Source organism: Luteolibacter flavescens (genome assembly GCF_025950085.1).
Classification (GTDB): Bacteria; Verrucomicrobiota; Verrucomicrobiia; order Verrucomicrobiales; family Akkermansiaceae; genus Haloferula; species Haloferula flavescens.
This window is the reverse complement of sequence record NZ_JAPDDS010000006.1, coordinates 92,448-116,250: the sequence shown is the minus strand read 5'-3', so window position 1 is coordinate 116,250 and position 23,803 is coordinate 92,448. Positions and strand designations below refer to the sequence as shown.

Annotated in this window: 13 protein-coding genes; all 13 read left to right on the top strand. The window is 63.4% G+C overall.

Annotated features, from left to right (window positions below):
• Positions 1–54: 54 nt before the first annotated feature.
• The 13 genes from OKA04_RS12375 to OKA04_RS12315 all read left to right on the top strand — a co-directional run bounded on the left by OKA04_RS12375 (position 55) and on the right by OKA04_RS12315 (position 23,789).
• Positions 55–12,195 carry an LPD5 domain-containing protein gene (locus OKA04_RS12375; RefSeq protein ID WP_264501481.1) on the top strand — a complete coding sequence of 4,047 codons (12,141 nt, stop codon included), beginning with the start codon at positions 55–57 and terminating at the stop codon, positions 12,193–12,195.
• Between the two features lie 46 nt (positions 12,196–12,241).
• A complete protein-coding gene (locus tag OKA04_RS12370) occupies positions 12,242–12,946 on the top strand; it encodes a DUF2829 domain-containing protein (protein ID WP_264501480.1) in 705 nt (234 codons plus the stop codon).
• A 145-nt stretch (positions 12,947–13,091) separates the two neighbouring features.
• Positions 13,092–13,598 (top strand): hypothetical protein, encoded by a 507-nt coding sequence (locus tag OKA04_RS12365; RefSeq protein ID WP_264501479.1) that lies wholly within the window; start codon positions 13,092–13,094, stop codon positions 13,596–13,598.
• Positions 13,599–13,862: 264 nt separating this feature from the next.
• On the top strand, positions 13,863–14,147 hold the full coding sequence (locus tag OKA04_RS12360; protein ID WP_264501478.1) for a hypothetical protein: 285 nt from the start codon (positions 13,863–13,865) through the stop codon (positions 14,145–14,147).
• A 32-nt stretch (positions 14,148–14,179) separates the two neighbouring features.
• Entirely contained in the window at positions 14,180–14,887 is a 708-nt protein-coding gene (locus OKA04_RS12355; RefSeq protein WP_264501477.1) for a hypothetical protein, read from the top strand.
• Between the two features lie 511 nt (positions 14,888–15,398).
• Positions 15,399–17,465 carry a portal protein gene (locus OKA04_RS12350; protein ID WP_264501476.1) on the top strand — a complete coding sequence of 689 codons (2,067 nt, stop codon included), beginning with the start codon at positions 15,399–15,401 and terminating at the stop codon, positions 17,463–17,465.
• Positions 17,466–17,558: 93 nt separating this feature from the next.
• On the top strand, positions 17,559–18,008 hold the full coding sequence (locus OKA04_RS12345; RefSeq protein ID WP_264501475.1) for a hypothetical protein: 450 nt from the start codon (positions 17,559–17,561) through the stop codon (positions 18,006–18,008).
• A 186-nt stretch (positions 18,009–18,194) separates the two neighbouring features.
• Positions 18,195–18,833 (top strand): hypothetical protein, encoded by a 639-nt coding sequence (locus OKA04_RS12340; RefSeq protein ID WP_264501474.1) that lies wholly within the window; start codon positions 18,195–18,197, stop codon positions 18,831–18,833.
• Positions 18,830–19,666 carry a hypothetical protein gene (locus OKA04_RS12335; RefSeq protein ID WP_264501473.1) on the top strand — a complete coding sequence of 279 codons (837 nt, stop codon included), beginning with the start codon at positions 18,830–18,832 and terminating at the stop codon, positions 19,664–19,666. The genes OKA04_RS12340 and OKA04_RS12335 overlap by 4 nt, the downstream gene beginning before the upstream one ends.
• Positions 19,667–19,698: 32 nt before the next feature.
• Entirely contained in the window at positions 19,699–20,253 is a 555-nt protein-coding gene (locus OKA04_RS12330; RefSeq protein WP_264501472.1) for a hypothetical protein, read from the top strand.
• A 20-nt stretch (positions 20,254–20,273) separates the two neighbouring features.
• Positions 20,274–22,397, top strand: coding sequence for an SGNH/GDSL hydrolase family protein (locus tag OKA04_RS12325; RefSeq protein WP_264501471.1), 2,124 nt, complete (start codon positions 20,274–20,276; stop codon positions 22,395–22,397).
• A 30-nt stretch (positions 22,398–22,427) separates the two neighbouring features.
• A complete protein-coding gene (locus tag OKA04_RS12320; protein WP_264501470.1) occupies positions 22,428–23,012 on the top strand; it encodes a Pam3-gp28 family putative phage holin in 585 nt (194 codons plus the stop codon).
• Positions 23,013–23,168: 156 nt separating this feature from the next.
• Entirely contained in the window at positions 23,169–23,789 is a 621-nt protein-coding gene (locus OKA04_RS12315; protein ID WP_264501469.1) for an N-acetylmuramoyl-L-alanine amidase, read from the top strand.
• The last annotated feature ends 14 nt before the right edge of the window (positions 23,790–23,803 follow it).

Here is a 23,803-nt window from a genome sequence, read left to right as displayed (position 1 = left end):
GTGTTGAACCCTGCGCCCGTTACGCCCCGCCATGCCTTCAGCCCATGCTGAAGCATGGCAAACAACACCCGCCTCTCCCCTGCCGAGGAGGAGGTCCAGAGCTACCTCCAGAAAGCATCGGTCGGCCAAGCTGGCGTCAATCCCCGTGCTCAGACCCTCGCCCGCTCATCGGGTGATCCCGTAGCCCAGCGCATCGGGCAAGACCTCGTCGAGCGGCAGCACCGGCAGAATCAGAAGACGTCCATCCTGGCCCAACGCGATGCGGAGGCGCAGGCAAAGGCGCAGGCTGCAGAATCCGCCAAGCAACAGAGGGATCTCGAGAAGACACAGCGCGAGGAGCGAGCGCGCAACGTCCGTATGGGTGCGGCGGCCGGTATGGTTACCACCACGGACATCGAGACAGGAGAGCGCTCGATCAAGCGCCACGACGACGGGTCACCGGTCTACAAGCCGGGTGCCGTGGGTGCGCCGGTGCAGTTGGCAGAGACCACGCTCACCCCGACGTCGAACCCGCTGGTGCCCGATGCCGGCGCGTCCGGGGTGCTGCCGACCAAGGCGGAGACAAAGCCCGTGTGGCAGCAGACCTTCCGCGATGACCGCGGCACTGAGGTCACCGAGCCGCTGCCGGAGAAGACCGACGAAAAGACCGCGGAGCGCTACGTCGAGGTGCCCGATGCCTTCGGTCGCCCGCAGCGCCGCGTGGTCGGGACCGATCCGAAGGCGGCGGAGCTGCTGAAGATCCAGAAGGAGCAGCAGAACCTCGACGGCCGCGAGCATGCCTTCCGTCAGGCGAACGCTGCCTTCAAGCCGAAGTGGGACCGCATCGCCGCGGACTACAAAGCGGCGAAGGGGCGCAAGGACGCGCTGGCTGGCAAGTATGTCCGCGAGCCAGAGTCTACAGCGCACCGGAAGTCGGGTGGCGCTGCCCGGATGGGCCGCTACGACACCTACGGAAACTGGCAGCCGCTGGCCGATCATGAGAAGGGCGATGAGTTCATCGCCTTTCAGAAGGAGCGCTACGAATCCGAACAGGAGTTCCGCCGCGCCCAGGCCGAATACACCAAGCATGTCGAGACCTCCGGAAACCACGAGCGCGTCGAGCGCGAGATCAAGGAGCAACGGGTGCGGCTCAAGGAACGGGAGCGGCGCATCGAGCTCGGGCTGCCCGCGGATGACGGTGGCATCGCCCGCGAGCTTGCAGAGATGGAAACCGGCCTCCTCGGCGGGCCCGCCATGGCTGCGGCGGCGGTCGCCAACGAGGAGATCGTCACGCCGCGCCCTGTGCCGCCGGGCAGCGAGAACGAACTTCGCCAGGCGCTTGGATCGATTGCCGGTGACAACCTCACCCTCGAAGGCAAGCGGGCAGGCCAGACCTACATCTACCGCGGCCGCGAGGCGGTCGGGAAGATCGACGCCAGTTCCGGTGTCCCCACACTCGTGCTTCAGACCACATCGCCTGCGGACGTGCTGGCTGCGGTTTCCACTTCGGGCCAGCCCGGCGGACTTCAGACCTACGTGGCTGACAACCTCCGCGAGCGAAAGTCTCCACAGGAGGAAGCGCAATGGATGGCTCAGGTGATGCAGGTCATCAGTCAGCCCACACAAGGTCCGCTGGCAGAGGGACAGAGCAGCCTGCCACAGCCGGACCCGAACGACGTGCTCAAGGCGATGGGCGCGAGCCACGCTGACATCTTGCGAAAGACGAAGGACGGGAGCCTCTCCATCGGCCACGCGGAGACGCTGATGAATCGTCTCTACGACGACACGCTCAAGGCGAGCGATCCGAAGTCGCCGGAGACCTTCAACTCATGGCTTGGCGGGCAGGAGCCGCGAATGAAATACGAGTGGCAGAAGGCCAATGCGAAGAAGGACCACGACACGTTGCAGCGCATCCAAGGGCAGTTCGTGTCCGAGTGGTATTCCAACAACCGCCACAAACCCGGCGTCACGTTCGCCATGCAGAAGGCGGCACGCGGCGTGGGACTGCCGGAGAAGACCGGCGGGGACATCGCCAAAGGGCTGATGAAGGACACCGGCGGTATCGTCGTGGATGCCGCGGGCTCGATGCTGGGGATGTTCTCGGGGCTTGCAGGCCAAGCCGTCTTCACTGTCGGAGGTGTGGTCTCAGATGACATGGCAGAAGGTGCCAAGGCTCAGCGAGCCGTGATTGGCCGCGCAGGTGCGAACTTCAACCGCGGTCTCGTCCAGAACTACACGAAGCACCTCACGGATGAGGGAAAGGCACGGAACAATGCCCTCGGTGCGGCTGAGGCGAAGCTCAGGTTGCTGATCGAGAATCGGCACGAGGTGCCTGACGCTGACTTCCGCGAGCAGATTTTTGCTGCGTCTCAGGCCGTGGGAGATCGCGCCTTCGATCTCCATGGCCTGAATCTGGAAGACGGTTGGGCAGTTGAGCGCTCGGACTTCGATGTCTTGGGCGATCAATCCCTCGGCTCCGCGCTGATCGGCTTCGCTGAGACCGGTGATCCGGAACTCTGGGAGTCCTTCCGCCGCCGCCTGCGCATGGACAAGGGCCACCGGCAGGCAGAGGAAACCATGGCAGCCCTCACGGAGGGCCAAGGACGCTTCGCCAGTGCCTTCTCCGCAGGCGTGATGGCACCGCCTCAGGAAATGGGCATCGAGCTTCTGAGCACCGCTCTCACCGCGGGCACGGGCAAGCTGCTCTCCACCGGTGCGCGGGCCACTCTGGAAGGTGCGGAAGCAGCCGCGGCGAGCACTCGACTCTCCCGGCTCCGCGGTGCGGTGGCTGGACTGAGGGATGATTTCGCCGGTACGCTGAAGTTCAGCGACACGCTGGCCAATCCAGCGAGCAAGGCGAAGCGATTCGCGAACAAGGCGGTCGACGTGGCCAAGGTGCAGACCGTCGAGGGCATCGGTGAAGGCATCGAGGAAGGCGTGGCTGCTCTGGCGGATCCCAATGTGACCGAGGAAAGCTTCAAGGAGCAGGTGGCTGCCGGCTTCGTCGGCGCGATCTTCCTCGGTCCGCTCACCGGAGCGATCGGCGGTGCGCACGGGACCTACCGCCAGCGCTACGAGAAGGCGAAGGCCACGAAGCAGTTCACCGACTGGTACAACCGCACGAACGCCGACACGCCCGGCTTCGCGCCGATGACACCGCAGGAGGCCGAGTCCGCCCTCTCGATGGTCGACCCGGTCACCCACAAGCAGCTCGCCGACGAGCATGCCGTCGCGGTGCAGGATCTGGTCGCAGCCGCGGAAGAGCTCGCGAATGCTAAGCCCGTCCCGGCCCGCGGTGTGCCCAGCGACAATGGCACTGCTGCGGAAGTCGGCGCTGCATGGCGAGAGAACGCCGCCTCGAAGTTCTCCCGCGCAACTGTCCGGGCAGAGGATACTTCGGCTGCGTTGACGAACTACGTCGGCGGCGTGGTCGAGGCCGCGCAGTCCACGAAGGCGATGGATGCCCCGACGAAGGCCCGCACGCTCGGACTCGTGAAGGTGGCCACGGGACGCACGGACCTCCTCACCGGTGCCGAGCGCAGGGCGATCACCGGCCTCCAGACGCGCGATGGCATGCCCTACTTCGCCGACGTGAACGGCCAGACGGTCTTCACCGCGGAGGGCCGAGCCGAACTTCTCGCCGACCAGCCGCTCGTCGGTGGCCTCGTCCAGACCGACGAGAGCCGCGCCCTCGTCGATTCCTCTCCCCTCACCCAACCCGAACCCACCTCTCCGACCAATGAGCAGAACACGCAAGGACCAACCGGACCGCAACCGGCTCAAGAAGCTCCACAAGCCCAGCCGCCCGCGGGACAAACGGCCGCCGGAGGACCCGGACCAGTCGCCGGAGCGCCGCAGCCGCAAGGACAGGCGGTAGATCCTGAGACGGCACGGCGACAGGCGGAGGACAAGCTTCTCGCAGACCGCGGTGTGCTGCCGCCGAATCCAAACTTCAGCCCTGCGGAGCGCGCGGAGTATCTGCGGCAGAACGGCGTGGAGACGGCAGCGTCTGCCCCTCCCGCCCAGCCGAACTATGCCGGAATGGACACCGCGGAATACGAGACGCTGCGGGCGGCCGATCCGTCGCTTCCGGACGTCCCCGCGGTGGTGGGTCAAGCACGCGCCGCCGGTCGGACGGTCAGCCCGTCGATGGCGCGGGCAGCAGGCGAAAGTACCTCGGAATCCCCCGGTGCAGCGCCCGAATCGTTGCCAGATCACGCGATTTCCGCTGCCGAATTACCTCAGCAATCCCCTTCATCACCGGAATCGCCGGTAGCGGAGCCGGTCCGCGCCGCGGTCGCCCGGGCCGAAGCGAAGTTTCCCGCCCTCAAGGGCCGCTTCACCGTCGACGCCACCGGCGAGCGGATCGGCTCCGGCGGAGCCTACATGCTGGAAGGGCGCGTCGTCATCAACCTTGCGGATACCCGCGAAGACCTCGCGGCATTCGACGGCACCGAGCAGCAGGAGGCACGGCTCGATGCTGTTCTCGGTGAGGAGATCGTCCACCTCGCGCAGCTCGAGGCAGCTCAGCGCGCCGGGGAGTCCTTCAAGGAATCGTATGCGCTGTTATGGGATGAGTTCACCGCGATGCAGCAACGTGCGGCAGCCGCGACCTACGGGCAGGAGAGCTTCGCTAGGCTGGAGACCTGGCAGCAGGCGGCTGAGACCGTCCGCATGCTTGTCCAGCAACGCGTGGACGGCCGCGTGACCGAGCTTACGCGCGCCTTCACGAAAGACATGCCGCAGCAGCTCATCCAGCTCCTGCGCAGCGCGCTGAACTTCCTGCGCGATCTCGTGGCCAAGGGTGATGTCCCGCCGCGCGTGAGGCAGGCCATCGACGCCATCGAGGGCATCCTCACCGAGTATCAGGGCAAGCATACTGACGGAGCAGCGGACCAAAGTAACGGAGCGGTCCAAGCCGAAAGTAACGGAGCACCCGCACCAGCACAGGACGAGAACGCCCCGATGCGCGTGATCGGCCTGGCCATCCGGGATGCGGCAGCCGCCGACAAGCGACTCACGAAGAACCTTCGCCGCGACCTCGAGCTTGCCACGGAGGATCTCGACGCGGTGCTTGAGACGCTGCCACCGGATCAGCGCCGCCCCTACTTCGACCAGGCAATCCGCGGCTGGCTCGATGAGCGCTTCCCGCCAAAGCGGCAGCCGGACCAACCGGCGGGCGTCCGAGCCCGGGAAATCCTGAACTCCGGCGAGTTTCCCACCCTCTCCGCGGTGTTCGCCAACGGGAAGATCGCGCCACGTCCGAACGTCATCTCGCTGGTGCTGGCAAGGAAGCGCGCCGGCGAGAAGCTCACCGAGCGGGAAATGGCTGTCCTCCGCAACACCGCGGAGCACGACGATGCGGTCTTCCAGAACCAGTTCGAGAATGCGGGCAACGGCCGCGTGGCGCGCGAGATCCTGTCGCTCCTGATGGCCAAGTCCGGCGAGGGTGTGGCACCGGACGTGATGGCGTCGATGGTCGAGGAAGGTTCCACCGCGTCAGACCTCTGGGCGATGATCGGGACGGAGCTGAATCAGGTGGCCACCGGGCAGCGTGCGGCGGGAACTTCGCTCGATCCGAACCGGGAATGGACTGATGCGGAGATCGCTGCGGCAGAAGCAGCGCGGGCGGCGATGCCGGAGCCGGAAGAACGTGCGGCTTTCACGGTCGAGGAGGATGACGACATCCTCTTCTCGTCCACTTCGATTGGCCAAGGGATGTTCGATTTCGGGGCGTCCGGGGAGTTGGGCACCAGGCAGCAGCTCGGATTTTCGTTTGAGGCTTCGCCCTCGACTCCCAAGCCTACCACTCCGGACATCATCCCCGCAGCTCAACTGCAGGGACCGAAGATCGATGAAACGTGGACCGCCTACGGCCCTCGCTCGGGGACACTTGGCATTCCTCGAGCGGAGATGCCGCAGATCCGGGCGGAGGATAGGTCCGCTCTCGTGCAGTTCCTTCGAGCCCGCGGCGTCGCCTATGCGACAGAGGACGTGCTGCCAGGCACCCTTCGACCGACGCAGGCCGAATACTCACCGGCCAAGGTCCGGAAGGCTCGGGAGTATGAGGGTGGCAACCGCTCAATTCTCGTCTCGTCGGATGGCCATGTGGTCGACGGGCACCATCAGTGGATGGCCAGCCTTTCGAAAGCACCTGCTGAACCGATGGCAGTCATTCGACTCATGGCTCCGATCCGCCAGCTGCTTCCACTGGTTCTCGAAATGCCGAGTGCCGCGACGAGGTCTGCCGGTGCAACGCCGTCCGCTGTATCACCTTCCCTCAAGGCAGGAGAACTTGGCGACTTCGGTGTGAAGATGCAGGGAGCGCGGAAGGACCAGCCGAGAACCTCGCTTCCTGAAATCAGAGACGACGAGATCAGCGGCAAATCGCTCTCGGAGATCTGGCCGAAGTCAGCGCTCGATGCGATCACCGACGAAAAAGCTGCTGCCGTGGCGCATGCGGCCCGCGATCTCATCCCTGCCAAGCCGCGCAATGACTGGAAGCTTCGCCGGTGGGTTGAAACCGTGAAGCAGGCCCGGCAGCTCTTCTCACGGGCCCAGGATCTCGGACCCGAGGAGCTGATCACGGCTATTCGCAACGACCGAAGCTCGATCGGTCTGCATAAGTTTGCGGATACCGTGGACTTGCTGGGCATGCTTCCCCGGGAACAGTGGGGGCGCGTCTCGAACGTGGCCGACTATCCGGACGCATACAGCTACGACCGGGGCACGGGCGAGAAAGTGCCAGCCCCATTTACCACCGCCAGCTTTGACGGCCAAACCGTCAGGGCCCCAAATCTTGAGGCTCTCGCTGATCAGATCCGGGACAAGTTGGGGCAGAAGCCGGCGGCGAAGAAGATGGAGTTCCAGGTCCGCGGACCGCGGTCAGGGATCGGGGAGTTCTACATCAACAAGAAGGGCGACCCACTGTATCGGAAGCTGAAGACTTTCAGCACCTCGGAGGAGGCGTTTGCCTTCATCCGCAAGAATGCTGCCGAGCTCGCTGAAGCCTGGAATCAGGTGAAGGAGTCCGACAACGTGAAGGAGGACGACCTTCGAACTCGAGCCAACCGGCCTCGCACTGGGACGTCGAGGAGAAGTGGCAAGGACGCAAGTCCGGAAATGTTCCAGACCGCTTTTGGCTTCCGGGGCGTGGAATTCGGAAACTGGGTCTCGCAGGGAGCGAATGCCAAGGAGCGCCAAGGGATGCTCAATGAGGCATTCGATGCGCTGCACGACCTGGCGGTGATCATCGGCATTCCATCCCGCGGTGTCTCGCTGGAAGGGCAGCTTGGCCTTGCCTTCGGATCTCGGGGCTCTGGCAAAGCATCGGCTCACTACGAGCCCGGGAATCTTGTCATCAACCTCACCAAGACCCGCGGAGCCGGCACGCTCGCGCATGAATGGTTTCACGCTCTCGATCACTACTTTCAGCGCAAGCGCCCCATTTCGAGGAACGACCCCCACGGCGGAAGCTTCATCACCTTTCAGCCCGAAGGAATGATGCGGCACAAGCTGACCGGCGAAGTGCAGACCAAAGAAAACCTCAACCGTCTGCAGAATGTGCGGAGGGACGGGAAATTCCTCTACAACGTCGCGGAAGATTGGGAGGCCGTCCCCGGTGTCCGACCAGAAGTGGAGAAAGGCTTCTTGAACCTCGTTTCCACCCTCAATGCCTCCCCGATGGCTAAGCGTGCCGCCAAAATCGACAAGGGGAAGTCCGATGGCTACTGGAGCCGGATCATCGAAATCGCCGCTCGATCGTTCGAGAACTACGTGATCAGCCGGATGATGCGGGACGGCTTCCACAATGACTATCTGGCCAATGTGACACCGGTGAGCGAGTTCGTCCGGGATCCCGGTCGCTATCCCTACCACCTGGATGAGGAGATGGCACCGATCGAAGGAGCGTTCGACGATCTCTTCGCGACCATTCGCTCGGAAGAAGCCGCTGGAGGTGAGATCCGTCTCTTCTCCTCCCCTGCGAATCAGGCACCGGCCAAGATCGTGGAAGTCACGCTGCCCGAGGGATTCCCGGACGAGCGCGCGTCCTCCCGCGACATCGCAGAATGGGCGCGGACAAACCTCCGCGGGAACTTCCCTTCGCCGGTCCTCGGCCAAGACGTGGGAGTCACCCGCTACGGCCTCGGCCACACGGCGCAGCAGAACCGCAAGCCGGAGCGGATGCGCGTGATTGCCGCGCTGCCGGAACTGATCGAGCAGGCGCGCATCGTATCGGTCGGTCGCGATGGCATGGTCACGATGCACTCCGTGGCAGAACTGGGCGGGAAGCCGTTGCTCGTGCGGATCACCGTCGAACCGCGGGAGGGCGACAGCACCGGCCCATGGAGCCGCTTCTACGACTTGAAGACTTTCGAAATAGAAGACGCCCCGGCCGCTTACAGCGCGTTCCCGTCCGGTGGAGACGGTAGCATACTGGCGAATCCGGAGCGCACCGTTACGCTGGCACAGCTCGCGGAGATCGTCAAGAAGGTGGAAGGCGATGGCGTAACGCTCCTGTCTGCACCTTCAAAGGACACACAGGCTGCGGTCGATGCCGCGTTGGCAGCGATGCCGCCACTCCAGCGGGAAGTGTTCCGCCGGATCAGCAACGGTGCGACCGAGGCCGAGGTGATGAAGCGCTTCGGCCTGAGCGAGCTGGGAGTCTCCCGCGTGCTGAACGACGTGCGGGCACGGCTCGCTGTGGCCACCCAAGCGGCCAGCACGGACGGCCTGCAGCCGGTGATGCGCGACGGCAAGATCGACGGCGGACGCCCTGATCTCGGGTATGGTGCGCAGCCTGCCATGGCGGCCATCGACCAGGCGCGCAACGATTCGGACGTGCCTGGCGTGCGCGGCCGCGCAGAGGTGATCGCCAAGGCGGAGGAGATGCTGTCCGCGGACTATCAGGGCACCTACGATTCGATCCTCTCCGCCGGTGCCGACGAGAGGCAGCTCGCGGACTACGAGGTCGCCGCAGCGAAGATCATCCTCGGTCGCGAAATGATCGACGGCGGGGCGAAGACGAAGGCCCAGCAGGTGAAGCTCGCGATGCTGGCCTACAGCTACCGCGACATCGGCACGGAGACCGCCCGCGCGCTGGCCATGCGCTTCGACCCACACATGCGGCCCGCGGAGCGCCATGCGCAGTTTCTCGCGGAAGTCCTCACCACGCCGGACGCCGCCACGCGGAAGGCGATGAAGGGCAAGACCAAGGCGCAGAAGGAGTCGATGCTCGCCCAGTGGATGGACCGGGTGAAGGCGATCAAGGAAGAACTCCTCGCGCAAGGCATCGATATCGATGCTTCTCTCGCCGCCTTCCGCCGCCTTCAGCAGGCTCAGAAGCAGACCCAGGCCGAGAGCCCGAGGGCAATGACCGTCATCGACGAGCAGGTGAAGAAGCTGACCAAGCGCGAGAAGCTGGTGGTGCAGGCCATCCGCTCCGGCGCCACGTGGGATGCCGTCTCCTTCCAGACCGGCATGGACGTGAAGGACGCCAAGAAGATCTACCGCGACTTCTACGCGGGCATCAACGACGCGATGGCCGCCAGCGCCAAGCGGTACCTCGAGAGCGCTCTCGCTGCCTCGGGAATGTCCAACGCCATGCGATCGATCCTCGATGACCTTGGCGTCCCCCACCCTGACGACATCGCAGCGGATGCTGCGGACCAGCAGAAGCGCCAGAAGGAGAAGGCAGTTGCAACGAGGCGCGAGAGCGAGCGGAAGAACCGGGAGAAGAAGCGCGAGCAGGTGCTAGGCAAGCCGGTGGGCAAACCCGACATCACGCTTGATGAATGGGCGGGCCGTCCGCCGGCCACGTGGCGCACGCTCTACGAAACCGAAATGAAGGCGCTGCGGCCGCGGGATCGCTTTTCCTTCACGGAGTGGGCCGCCAAGGAGTTTCCCGAGACCCATCGCGAGTGGCAGGCGGAGATGAACCTGCTGCCCAAGGCGGAGCGGATGAGAATCGACGAGTGGGCGGCGCTTCCAGCCACCCGCGAGAAGTTCCGCAAGCAGAGCGAACTCTTCGCGGAGCCGATCAACGAGACGACCGGCCCGAGCGAGCGGAAGACGACCATTGGCCAGGGAGAACTCGGACTGGATCCGGAGCTCAAAGTCGACGGCGCATACGATCCGGCGAATCCGAACCCCATCGAAAGGGAGCTGGAGCCGTGGAACCACGGCCCGGAGATACCCGGCGGCACATTCGACCTGAATGACCCGGTCGCGATGAAGGAGGTGATGAACGCCTTCGCCATCGCCCGCGGCTCGAAGCTCGATGCCCTCATGGAGTACTGGCGCTCCTCGATCCTCACAGGCCCACAGACCCACATCGTAAACGTCGGCTCGAACTTCCTACACGTCGCCTATGACCTGCTGCCCCGCCGGGGCACGGAGGCGCTGATCAACAATCTGCTCGGTCTCGTCGGGCAAGGAAGTGACCGCGCAGCGACCTTCAAGGAGTTCGTCCCCATGGCCCGCCAGCTTCACAAGGCGACCCAGCTTGCGGCCCGCAACGCTGTCCGCTCGTGGAAACTGGAAAGCCGCACCTTTGATGCCTACGCCCGCGCGGAAGCCCTGCAGCTCGACTTCACCGGTCTGGGTGCCGAATACATTCCGCCTGCCCTTGGCGGAAAGATCGGGAAAATCATGCGGGCGCTTTCCTTCCGCGCGATGACGGCGGCGGACGAGTTCTTCAAGAGCCTCTATGCGCAGTTCGAGGTGGCTGGCCAGTCACACCGGATCGCCCGTATTGAGGAGAAGCTCACCGGCAAGGCGTATGAGGACCGGATGGCGGACCTGATGGAGCCCGGCAGCAAGGCGTGGCTGCGAGCGATCGACGGCGCTAAGCGCGTGACTTTCCAAGAGGAACTGGACGGCGAGGGCCCGCGGCTGATCAACCGGCTCGACCAGGTGGCCCAGCTTCTCAAGCAAGGCCGTTCGGCTCCCTACATTGGCCGACCGCTAACGCTGGTGCTGCCCTTCATCGATACGCCGCTGAACATCTTCAAGCAGGCTATCCAGATGTCGCCGCTCGGCAGCTTCCTCATCGTGGTGGACGGCATCCGGTCGCTCCGCCGCCGGGTGATGGCGGCAGCGAAGGACCGCGGCCTGCTGAAGAGTCCGAAGCACAGCCCGGAGCAGTTACGAGCCGACGCAGAGCAGATCTACGACCGCCTGCGCCTGATCCAAGACCTGACGAACCAGACGCTCGGCTGGGCGGCCCTGTTCGCCATGCAGGGACTCGTCGGCGGGGGTGAGGAGGACGAGCTTCCGATCATCACTGGCACGGTGCCATACAAGACCACGCGGCGCGGTGAGCGGGACAACGCCTACGCGGTGATGCCGCCGATGACGATCCGCATTCCGGGCACCGGCGTGCAGTTCAGCTACTCCCGCGTCGAGCCCTTCGCTACTATGTTGGCGTCGAGCGCAGACCTGCTGGTGACAATCAATCGACAGGGCGGGCTCAAACCCGCCGTCGCCTCCGAAACGGTGGCGCGCTTCAAGGACCAGGTGAGCGAGAAGACCTTCCTGCAGGGCCTCTCCTCTCTGCTGAACGCCATCGAAGACCCCGACCGCTTCGGCGAGCGGATGACCTCGAACATCGTGACCGGCTTCGTCCCGAATCTGATCCGCCAGCCCCTCCGGGAGTCGGACACGGTCGTGCGTGATCAGAACCCTCGTGCGGACGACGGCTTTCTCTACTCGGTCGCAAAGCGGGTTGGCTACTCGCTGGCACCGGGCAAGGCTCCGGCAAAGACCGACGTGTGGGGACGGGAAGTGCCGTCTGCCCGTGGCGAGCAGTTTGGTGGCACGGCTGCTACGGATCTCATCTTCCGCATTCTCGACCCCACGAATGCGACCTTCGGAACCGAGGCCGACCCGATCGACCGGTGGATCTTCCGCTACAACCTCGCAACGGCGGACTCGAAAGAGCGCGTCGCCATCGAGCCGATCTCGAATGCGATCACCGTGCGCTTTCCCGGCAACGACAAGAGCGAATCCGTGGGCCTTTCCGCGGAGGATCAGGCGGAAGCGAATCGGAACGCCGGCCAGCTCGCCCGGCGGATGCTCGGCGACGACTGGGAGACCAGACCACTCACCGAGGAGCACGCGGAGCGCATCAAGGACGTGGTGAGCCAAGCGCAAAAGTCCGAGAGGGCGCGTCTGCGGGCGAAGGTCCTAGCGGAGAGATCAGCGACGCTCAAATAGTGCGCCCGTTACGCCGTGACGGAAGGTCCGTCACGGTGCCCGGGCTATGAAAACACCATCTATCGGACGCATCGTCCTCTTCGTCCTCGCCGCTGCCCAGGTTTCCGCCATCAACCATGAGCGTGAACAGTCTGGCGGGGTTCTCTCCGGCAATACCGTCAAGGAAGGCGATGTCTTCCCCATGATCGTTGTCCGCGCGTGGGGCGACTCGCCGGAAAGCGCGGTGAACGGCAAGTTGCTGCTCGATGGGACCGACACCCTTTGGCTCACCTCCGTGACTGCCACCAAAGAGCCGACACCAGGCTCCTTCTACTGGCCCGACGTCGCGCCCGTGTTGGTCCACACAGACAGCGGGCCGCGCACCGATGCTGTTTCCGCGAGTGCTTCCGGGGGCGATCCGGAGCCGGGTGAGCTGAGCGCCACTGCGTCGAGGGGGACTTTCGGCGACGCAGTCGAAGCTCTGAAGCAGGGCAAGCGCGTGGCCCGTATGGGCTGGAACGGCAAGGGAATGTTCCTGTGGCTGAACAAGGGGATCACCGATTCCCTGCCGTCCCGCGAAACCCACATCGACGGGGTCTCCGACCATCTCTTCGATCTAGGCGACGACGGCGTGGTCACGCGGCTTCCGAATGTGAACATGCGCGCCGCGACCGGCTCCACCGTCACCGGTTGGCTCGCTTCGCAGACCGACATTCTCGCTGAGGACTGGGAGATTCTGCCGGACGATCCGGCTGCCGACGACGTCGCCTGATTTGCGGTTCACAGGCCCCGCGCGACTTCCGGTTGGTTGCTCGCGCGGGGCTTCTTTGTGTCCACTGCGCCCGTTACAGCACGCATCTACTTCGGTCCAAGGTTGCGCAACCGTCAGAGGTGACGGCTCAACCTAGACCAAAGACATGACACTGAAACTTGTTACCCCAGGCCGCGCCGAGATCATCGAGGCTGCTGGCATCACGACCACGGTTCTCGCGAATCATGGCATCGAAGTCGAAGCCTTCGATCACAAGCGGAACCGCATCGGACGCTACATCGTAAAGGATCAACCGCCCGTGCCGATGGAACTTGATTGCGGCGGATGCTTCGAGCGCGCCTACCTCATGGAGCAGGGCAAGACGATTGAGATCATCCGGCAGCAGACGTGGGAACCTCTTCCACCTGACGAGAAGTCGCCGAATATCCAGGACTGGATCTCATTCGAAGATTTTGTGCAGCTCGGAATTACTCAAGGTGTCACGCTTCACAATGGAATGCCATGGTCCTTCGACTTCCACGGGCACCCGGTAACCCACGAGAATGACGACCTCTACCTCGTTGCTCAGGCAGACGGCGCTCACGAGAAGTTCTTCCGCGGACAGCGGATCATGATCGGACCCGACGGCAAAGTGGACACGGCTCCCTTCTGAGACATGAACGTCTACCATGACCCCGTCCGGCTCACCTTCCGCCGGAAAGGCCTGCCAAAGCGCCTGAAGCGAATACCGGGCGGGGTTCCTGGTCTCGTCGCCGCCTGCAACATTCATGTAGCCAGCGATGACTATCCCGCGGCGAAGGTGGCCATTTTCCGCACCCGCGCTGCGATGAGGAACTTCCAGTCTAGGATCTTGCCTAGGTATCGCAATTCCGACAATGCGAGGGGTCCCGGACTTGGGCGAAGGTGCGCAGGCTTCGTGACCAAGCTGGCAATCGAAGAATACAACGGAGATCGGGAACTGATCGGCATCGAGGTGGATCGCCGGTACTTCTGCATCGTGTGTTTGGTCGAAGGGAACCTCACCGCGGAAATCCTCTCCCACGAGGCCATGCACGTCGGCTTTGCCTTCGACTATCGGACGCGCGGAAAGGGGCCGTACGCCGATCCCCACAATGCCGAGGAGAACGTCTGCTATCCCGCCGGAATCTTCCTCGACCAGGTGCTCACCTTCATAAAGGCAGAGGGGCTGAGGGAAATCTAACCTTCGGATTTACTTCCCTTGCGCACGAGTAAGTGTATGCCGCTGTCATGACAGGTTGGGAAATCCTTGGAGAGGCAGTTGACTGGCTTCTAAGAGCGGGCGGAGTTGCATTCGCGGCCGTTTGGATCATTCAGCTCTATTTCAAAGGTTGGTTCACAGACCGATTCGCGACGAAGAAAGAGCTGCGGGATCTGGAGCATGACATTACCAAAATCGCAGCTGGCGCCACATCAAACCTGCGAGTCGCCGCGGTTGCGAAGATCATCGACCTGCGCTTCCAGGCGATGTCGAACACCCAGATCCTGGTCGGCGACTACATCAGAATACTCGGGGATTTTCTCGCTGCTGTTCATACTTATCACTTCTTGAAAGAAGAGGCGTCCGAAGCCGGACGCTTGGATGAGCTTGAACAAAAAGTCCTAGAGAAAAGGAGTGCCTACTTCGAAATTAACGGACGCTACATGATCGCCGGTAATTTCGAACGCGCGCACCTTCCCTTTGATCTCTGGATTTCCTTTGTGCAGGTTTGGGAAGAAGGAACCAAGGTTTACGAATCAGTTGAAGATCTCAACGTCATGCCAACGGTCGACATTATGACAGAGGTAACTCATAGACTCGTGGAATTTGGAAACTTCGTGGAGTTGGCTATGAGGTCTACCCCAGATCTTGCTAACGAAATCTATCCCGAAAAGGCCAAGCCCACAGAGGCAACTTCGTCTTCCCCGTCGGCTGCTATATAACCTTCGGGTGTCTTTTGGCATTAGCAGCCCTAGCTGCTTTCGGAAAGCGCCGCTGCTGACCGCGATGCAGTTGCTTTCCTGCCCGGATTTTCCAGCGGCACCCCGAAAAGGTCGAACCGTCGGTAGTCCCGGCGCCGGAACATCGGCTTCCCCGGCTTCCCTGCCTTGCCGATCTCGCTCTCTCGGACTCGACGCAGGTCACGCCCAAAAGCCATAGCCACCTGTGAGCGAGTGAGCCCCATCTCCAGCATCGCATTCATCACCTCTCGGCGGGCGGTCACCGCCTTCACCGGTCGTACGTGAGCGGTGACGAATGCAGGCGGGATGCCGTAGCGCGCCGCCGTCTCAATCACGAGAGCCCGGCATCTACGGCGAACCGTAACGCTGGGCATCTTCGTGTAGGGCGGCGGAGGTGTCATCGCCGGTCCTTATACCGCACAAGGCACTGGAAATTCAACCCGCTCCTTGCGCCCGTTACGAGTGACTCGTGCGGCGGGCACCATGCGCGGCAATGAGCTACGAGTTGATCGTCAGCGGCCCGCCCGCCAAGCCCGTCCAGAGCAAGCTGTTCAGCCGGGGGAAGACCGCCCTTTCGAAGGGCATGAACCCGCAGCAAGAGCTGTGGCTCCTCGACTACGCGATCGACCAATGGGAAGCGCTACACCCAGCACTCAGCACCTGGCGCGCGAAAATGGAGCGCTTCGAGAGGCTGGCGGATGACAACTACTCCGACCGCACGGCCCCGAACCGTGAAACGTCCGACGCCCGGAGATCGATCTTCGAGCGGCAGAACAACACACTCGGGCTGGTGTCCGGCAAGAGCGACCAGATCCACGCTCAGGCGAAGGACGACATCTTCGCCACCCGCCCATGGCTTGCCGCAACACCGCAGGGTATCGACGACACGAAGCTCGCGGAGCTGATCACGAAGCACAGTCAGTGGAAGTTCGACCAGTCGAACCTCGAGGCGACTTTGATCGACTCGCTCATCCTCGCGACCCACCTCGGCACCGCGTTCCCGAAGATTCGCTGGCTGCGGGACATCGAGGAGCACGAGCAGGCGGACTACGTCCTTCACTCGAAGAAGTCCGGCAAACCGATCCTCGACCCCACCGGCGACTACATCGTCACGGATGAGGCGGCCGCTCAGGTCGACACTCAGGCATTCCCGCCGGCCGATTGGGTGTGGAAGGAGATCCTCATCACCGAGACGACCGAGGTCTACGACAACATTGACGCGGCGAACCTCGACTGGAAGGACATCGCCTTTGACCCAATCGCTCCGGAGCTGAACCTCCGCCACACCGACTTCCTTCACCGGTTCAAGATGGGCGTCCACGATCTCGTCGCCGCATACGATCTGGATACCAAGGAGCACGAGGACCTGATCGCGGCCGCGCAGCTCGGCGGAGAGGATGAACCCCGCGCCCACCGCGGGGAGAGCGAGATTCATGGCTCTGCGATGGCCCTCGATCCGCAGGCGAACCCGGTCGTGTGGCTGGTGGAAGGTTACCTCCGCTGCGATCCCTTCAACACGGGCAAGCCGGTCCGGATCCACGTGATCTTCTCGCCGGACCTTCGCGTGATGTTCCGCTGCGACTTCCTCGCGAACGTCACTCCCGGCGGGATGCTGCCGGTCTTCGCCGTTCGTGCCTTCAAGCAGCCGCGCCGCGTCCTCGGGAAGGGCTACTGGGAGCGCTTCCAAGAGGCGAACGACACCATCGACGGCTTCTTCAACGCGACCACGCTACGGAACCGGAGAAGCGCGGACGTGCTGAAGGGATTCAAGCGAAGCGCCTTCGTCGACAAGCTCGAAGGGCAGGACATCGTGAACGATCCGGACAAGGTCTACGAGATCGCCGACGACAAGAGCATCGATGACGCCTTCCAGTTCAAAGTGGTCCCTGATGCGAACGGCCGCAGTGACGCGTTGCTCCAGCAGATGCTTCAGACGCTCAACCTTCGCATGGGCACGTCGAGCGCCTCGCAGGGCGAACTTGCAGGCATCCCGGAGAATGATACGGCCACGGGATCGAAGCTGAACGCGGGCCGCGCCGCGCTCCTCGACCGGTCCCAAATTTCGCAGATGATGAAGGATCTGCAGCCGGTGGTGGAATACTCGGTCCACCTGAACTACGCGAATCAGAATCAGGATGAGACCTTCACGTGGGGCGAGGGCCGCGATGCCGAGCTTCTGCAGATCAGGGCGGGCGATGTGAAGGGGCTGCGGGCGAACGTTTCACTGAGTCTCACGCAATCGCAGAATCTCCAGAAGCTCGAGGCCGCGAAGGCAGCAATCCAGATCGCGACCAGCTACTCGGCGGTCCCGGAGATCGACAAGTCCTCCCTCCGGCGGCTCTTCATTCAGGCAATCGCGGCGCTCGGTTTCAACGATGCGGAGAAGGTCATCCGTGAGGCCGTGCTCGATGCCGCAAGCATCTCGGCACTGCTCCCGCCGGAGATGCAACCGGTCTTCGACGCCTTCCTCGCGAGCCAGGGACTGGCCGCGCCAGCGGTCATGGAAGGCGAAGGGGCACCGGCATCCGATGCGCCCGTTATGCCGACTGCGGCGGCATGACACTCTCCGGCTGCTATGGCAGCCCCACAGAATCCAAACGACTTCCCGGCGCCCTCCGCGACTTTCGCAGGGAGCGCGCGCCGGGCAAATCCGGTGGCCCAGAAGCTGATCAAGGCGTGGCGTCCAATCGGGACCGCGCTTGAGAACGCTCTGTCCACCCTCTCGCGATACGCCCTCCGGGTGATCGACCGACAGACCGGCGAAGCCTACTCAGCGGACGAACTCCAGCGCCGCACGGTCTCGATCCGGACCACTCCGCTCACCGGCTTCACCATCCTTGCCGCGGCCTTCGTCGACCAGGTGCATTACCTGACCCCAGCGGGCACACTGGCGACCGGCACGTTCCGTCTCCCGGCTGCAGCCTTTGCCAAGGAAGGCCAGATCGTGCGCCTCCTCTCCACGGCGACGCAGACCGCGCTCACAGTGAATGTCCTGGGCGGCGGCACCATCAGTGGAGCTGCCGTCACCTCGCTGGTTGCGAACACCAGCTACGCCTGGCAGTGCGTGAACACGAATGGTGCCGGTGCCTGGATTCGAATCTGACCTGACGCGATGCCTGTGCCATCCAACCGGCAGGAATTCCCTGAGCCATCGCGAGACTGGCGTGGAGCCAACGAGGTCGATGCACCTCCGCAGCGCTCCATGTCCAAGATCGCCCGGCTCTGGTCTCCCATCCGCGCGATCCTCGAAATCCCAGTAGCGACACTCTGCCGTGTCGCACACCGGGTCGTGGATCGAAGCACGGGCATCCCCTACTCCGCCGACGAACTGGAGAGCAAGATCCTCGGGCGGGTGGTGAACATCGCTGCCGGCACGCCTCTCTCCCGCGGAATCTTCATCGGTGGAGTGCTGAATCCCGACATCACCGGCTTCGTCCCTTACGGCGGTGAGCTTGGCGGCAAGCCGTGGTTCTCAAGCGATGGGAACTTCGTAGTTCCAGAAGACACCCGGCACCTCAAAATCCACTACAGCTCCGGACGCTGGCGCATCTCCTTCTACGGATCGGGCAGCACCGGTCCTAGTGCGACATGGCGGGCCGTTCCCGGGAATGATCCTTCGCCTGAGTTCGCTACGGGATGGGAGCCCGATCCAGCGAGCGACCTCGACTCCACCGGAACACCGACCTTCACGGCGCAAGCCGCTACATCCGGCGCGCCATACCAGATGATGTGCGACGGTAACTTCCTCTACGTCGTTATTTCCGGCACCGGCGACAGTGCGCTGTGGAAGAAAGCACCGCTTCTCGCGCTGAACGCAAGCGGCGGCGGAAGTGGTAGCGCGATCACCATCTCAAGCGGCATCGCCAGCGCTGAGGCAGATGGCGTCACGATCTTCTGGCCCGCATCAGCCATCAACCCCACCGAATGACGACCTTCATCCTCACACAGAACGTTGATGGCAACGTGACCTTCCGCGAGGTCAGCGCGGCCACGCTTTCACTGTTCGCTCTCGATGGCCTCGGCAATCCCGTGATGCTGCCGCGAGGCATCTTCGCGAATGCAAGCCATTCGCATGCTCAGACCGATATTACAGGTCTACAAACCACGCTCGACGGGAAGGGTTCTCTCGCTGGAACTAACGCGTGGACGGGCATCAATACCTGGAACAGCACCACTCTTTTTGAGCCTGGAGCTGGCCAACAATTCTTTGTCTCCGCCACAGGCAACGCCAGCATCGCGTTCACTACGCAGAACGGCCAGATTGGACTGGCTCCGAATGGGGGTGGCACACTGCTTTTACTTCCAGCGAGCGTGGGCTCGATGGACAATGTGGCTATCGGGGGCACGACACCTGCGGCGGGAACGTTTACGAACCTAACAATTGGCCCCACTGACACTCTGTCTTGGTCGAGCCGAGTTGCAGTGGTTGCGTTGGGCAACTCTACTCTCCGGCTAACAAACTCAAGCAACTCGCGGGGGGTAGTATTCGATGCCGATACGGATGGGCTACTCAAGCTCCGGAATCGTGTGAACTCTGCGGATGCGTCCATCGCCTGCCAGAGCGTCATGGCCGGGGGCGGCATCACCTACGGCCAGTCCACGGTGGGCACCTTGCCTACTGCCTCCACGAACGCGCGAATGTGGATCGAGGTGACGGATGCCAATGGTCCGGCAGCGGGAGCAACAGTGGCGGGCGGCGGCGCAGTTCGCGCGCTGGTCCGATCAAACGGGACCAACTGGATCGTCCGCATGGTGCTCTGACCAACCAACCCTCACTCACAACATTCCCGAACATGTCTGCCCAACAACAGAGAATCCTAATTGTGCTGTCCGCCGAGGACGGGGTCTTCCTCGGCGCGAGCGAGACCACTGACAGCGGCTCGCCGATACCGCTGGATCTGGCCGCGCTCGCAGCGCTGCTGCCCGCCCTCAATGCCGCGGCGGTGACGCGCGTCGGCGAACTGGAGGGCGAGGCCATGGTGCTAGCCGATAATCATGCGACCGCTTTGAAGGAGCTGGCCCAGTCCAAGGACATGCAGCGAATCAGCGAGCTCGCGGACCTAGCGCAGCAGCACGCCGATGAGATTGCCCGGCTGACCGCAGTGCCGGAGCCACCCCCATCCACGCTGCTGTCCGACCTTAATGCGGTCTTCCGCGCGGCCGTGCCGGTGGAGCTGCAGGGGAGCTTCGGCATCGCCTTTGCCACCGTGCGCGTACTGCTGCAAGCGGATGAGACGGATCTCGCCCGCGCGACCATCGAGGCCATCGAGGTGCCGCCGGAGCTGGCGGAGGCCAAGGCCGCGATGATGGAGCTGATCCCCTCCTCCACTGCTGAACCCGAGTCCTAACCCTCTCACCCCACCTTCACATGCCCGACCCTTTCAACGCCGACCGCAACCGCCTTCCAGATCCGCACCGCGACTTCGCGGGCGTGAACAACTCCGACGGCATCGGCAAGCGCGCCTTCAAGGCGATCGCGAAGCTCTGGACCCCGCGCGGGACCACTGCCGAGGAACCCGCCGCGACAGTCGCCCGCTATGCCCTCCGTCTGATCGACCGGCTCACCGGCAGAGCGGTATCCGCTGACGAGATCCTGCTTCGCGACATGTCGAACTTCGACGCGTTGGCGGGATGGAACGCGATCAAGCCATCCGCAGCCAACGACCTCAACAGCGCTCCGCAGCGGCTGTACTGGACGATGAACCACCTGAACTGGAACCGGCAAAACTCGCTGCCTCCAGTTATCCGCACCCTGACGGTGGGAGACTCATGGGCTACCAACTGCGTGTCCCTGCTGCGAGCGGTTCTTGGGACAGCCGGAACGGTGAAGATGAGTTCACAGGTAGCTCTCAACGGCACTGCCGTTCTCTCCGCCCATTACAGTGAGTATACGCTCACGCCATTCGGCGGCCGCACGATCACCCTGTCTACCAACACATCGTCATTTGCCACCTTTGGGCTGAATGGAGACGGCACCGGCAAGCTTCCCGTCGGTCGCTTCGCAATGGTCGCCTATGAGGGCGCGGCAGCGGGGTCCTTCACTGTCCAATACGAAACCGCGGCCGGAGCATGGACCGCGCTTGCGACGGTCAACTGCAACTCGGTCGCCACCAGCGGTCTGCAGGTGTGGGAGAGCGCCGCATTCGGTCCCATCTCCACCCGCATACGCGTCGTCTGGGCGTCCGGCACTCCGAAGATCCTCGCCGCCGGTATCACCAATCTCTCGCAGAACAATCCGGTCGTTGCCACCTCCCGGCAGGGGGTCGTCGACTGCGACGTGTCCATCGGAGGCTGCACGATGGCGCAGATGGCGCAGACCACGCAGTCGAACTGGGACACCTTGCTCGGCTGGCTGAAGCCGGACGTCATCTTCTTCCGGGAGAAGGCGGAAGTCGATCTTGCTGCATGGGTGCCGGACTTTCTGACCGTCATCACCCGCATCCGCACTGCACGTCCCGAGTGTGACCTTGTCCTCATCGGTCGTCACCTCACCGATGACGGTTCGGAACCGCGGAATGCCTCGATTGACGCCTACATGCGCGCCTTCGCCGCAGATGCCGACAATTCCGCAACCTTCGTGGACATCAAGGCGGTGATGCCTGCGACCATCCAGCAGGCGAAGAACATGCTGATCCACCGCGCCGCGCCAGGGGAGGTTCACACTGCCTACTACGGCGATGTGCTGATCTCCCAGGCAGTCTTCGATTACTTCCAGCCGGTTCGTCGCTTCCTTCACGACACCCAGGGAAACTTTGCCAGTGGCCCGCAATGGTATGGCCGCGGAGTCACGTCAGTTCCCAATTTCGACTTCCCGATCTACTTCGACGGCTCGCTCGGCAATGGAACCGGGCTGTCGTTCTCGGACATGGGTCAAGGGACCGTGAACGCAAATCCGGTCAACGTGATTTGGCAGTATGGAACAAGTTCCGACTGGCGCGCCTCGGGCCTGGCATTCCGCCGGGGCTCGCAGGATTACACGAACATCAATTCGGCCGGCCAATGGATCATGGGACAGGTCGGACTCACGATCAGCGCTCGCCAACCCACCGGTCGTGTTGAGGCCCACTCTGGCACAGCTGGCATGATCGCCCTCTGCGCCTCCGGGATCACTGGGCAGACCGCAAACCTCTTTGAAATGCGGACGGGTGCAAGCGGAGCTTCCAACGGAACGGTCGCAAGCAGGTTCGATCAAACAGGCAACCTGAAGTTCGAGAACGTCGGCCTCGGCGTGAGCCTGAAGACCGGCGCGAATGCGCGAATCGGCACGGGCGTCGCACTGGTGGCAGGCGTGGCCACCGTCGCGAACACGAGTATCACGGCAAACACGCACATCGACATCACCAAGACGGCCCACGGCGGCACGGGAGGCGACTCCTATCTCGTGACGAAGACCGCCGGGGCCTCTTTCACCATCACCGCGATCAATGCGAACGGAGCGACGGTGACCACCGACACCAGCACTTTCGACTGGATGCTCACGGAGCGCCAGTGACCCGCAACCTATCTCCATCCCATCCTTCCCATGAACAAAGACCAAGCACTTGGCATCGTCCGTGAAGTCGGCACCGCAATCGGTGCCGCACTGGTGACCTACGGCGTCACCACCTCCAGCACCGTTGAACTCGTTTCCGGTGTTATCATCGCCCTCGTCTCGCTCGTCTTCGCCCTCAAGGCAAACGAAGGGCTGGACGTCGTCCTCAGCCTCATTCGCAAGGTCCTCTCCGGCGCTTCCGGCGTCCTCGTAGCTTACGGCATCATTGACCCTGCAAAGGCCGAAGCGCTCTCCGGTGTGGCACTCGTCCTGATTTCCACCTCGTGGACGATCTCGGCGAAGTCGAACGGCACGTCTGGAGCGGGCACCACACCGCTGTGGATCTTCGCTCTCCTCGCGCTGTTCCTCACTCCGTCCTGCACGGGCGTCTATGCCGGAATAACCGGACAGCCGATCCCTTCGGAGCCGGTGAAAACCGCCGACGGGAAGAGCTTCAACGTGGCATCCGCGGACGTCCTCAGGGCCAAGTCGTCCCCGGCAGATGCCGTGTGGGGCCTCTATAATGCCGGCCTCGTCGCACAGAGGGCCGCTCAGGTGATCGACGCGGGAAAGTGATCCTCCTTCGAACGCTCACCCGATGACCCACCGCACCACTGCGCCCGTTCTCATTAGCCTGCTCCCCGCGCTTTATTTCAGCGGGGCGCAGGCCTCGGCGCTGATCGTGCCGAGGTGCCCATGGACAACCCTCACCCGCTACGAAGCAAAACGCCGATGAACATCACCGCAGACCACTGGCTCGAAGGAGTGAAGCGCGCACTGATCCCGGGCGGCAGCCCCATGAACACGCGCCGCTTTGAAGTCGTCCACTTCACCTCAGGAGCTACTGCAGTCAGCAGCATCGAGTGGTGGAGGAATCCCGGCGCGAACGGAGCGAGCGCTCACGTGGTGATCGATCGCGACGGCACCATCATCCAGTGCCGTCCCTTCAATGTCACAGCCGGGCACGCCGGAACCTCCCAATGGAGGGACCCGAAGACGGGGAAGCTCTACGTCGGCCTCAACTCCTGTTCCATCGGCATTGAGCTGGCAAACGCGGGCGCCGATACTCCAGGTCGTGACGCCTACGACTGGGCCGCCAAGCAGCCGGGCTTCGGTTCAGTCCGCGCGAAGCACAAGCACGGCGGGCCCGTTGCCGACTGGGAGGCCTTCCCCGCTTCACAGCTCGCTGCCTGCGAGCGCGTATCATTGGCCCTCGTGAAGCGCTACAACCTCGACGACATCATCGGCCACGAGGACATCGCACGCGGCCGCAAGTCCGACCCCGGCCCTGCGTTCCCGATGGCCGCCCTCCGCGCCGCTTGCGGATTCACCGCGGCAATCCCCACCCTCTGACCCCTCTTTTCCCC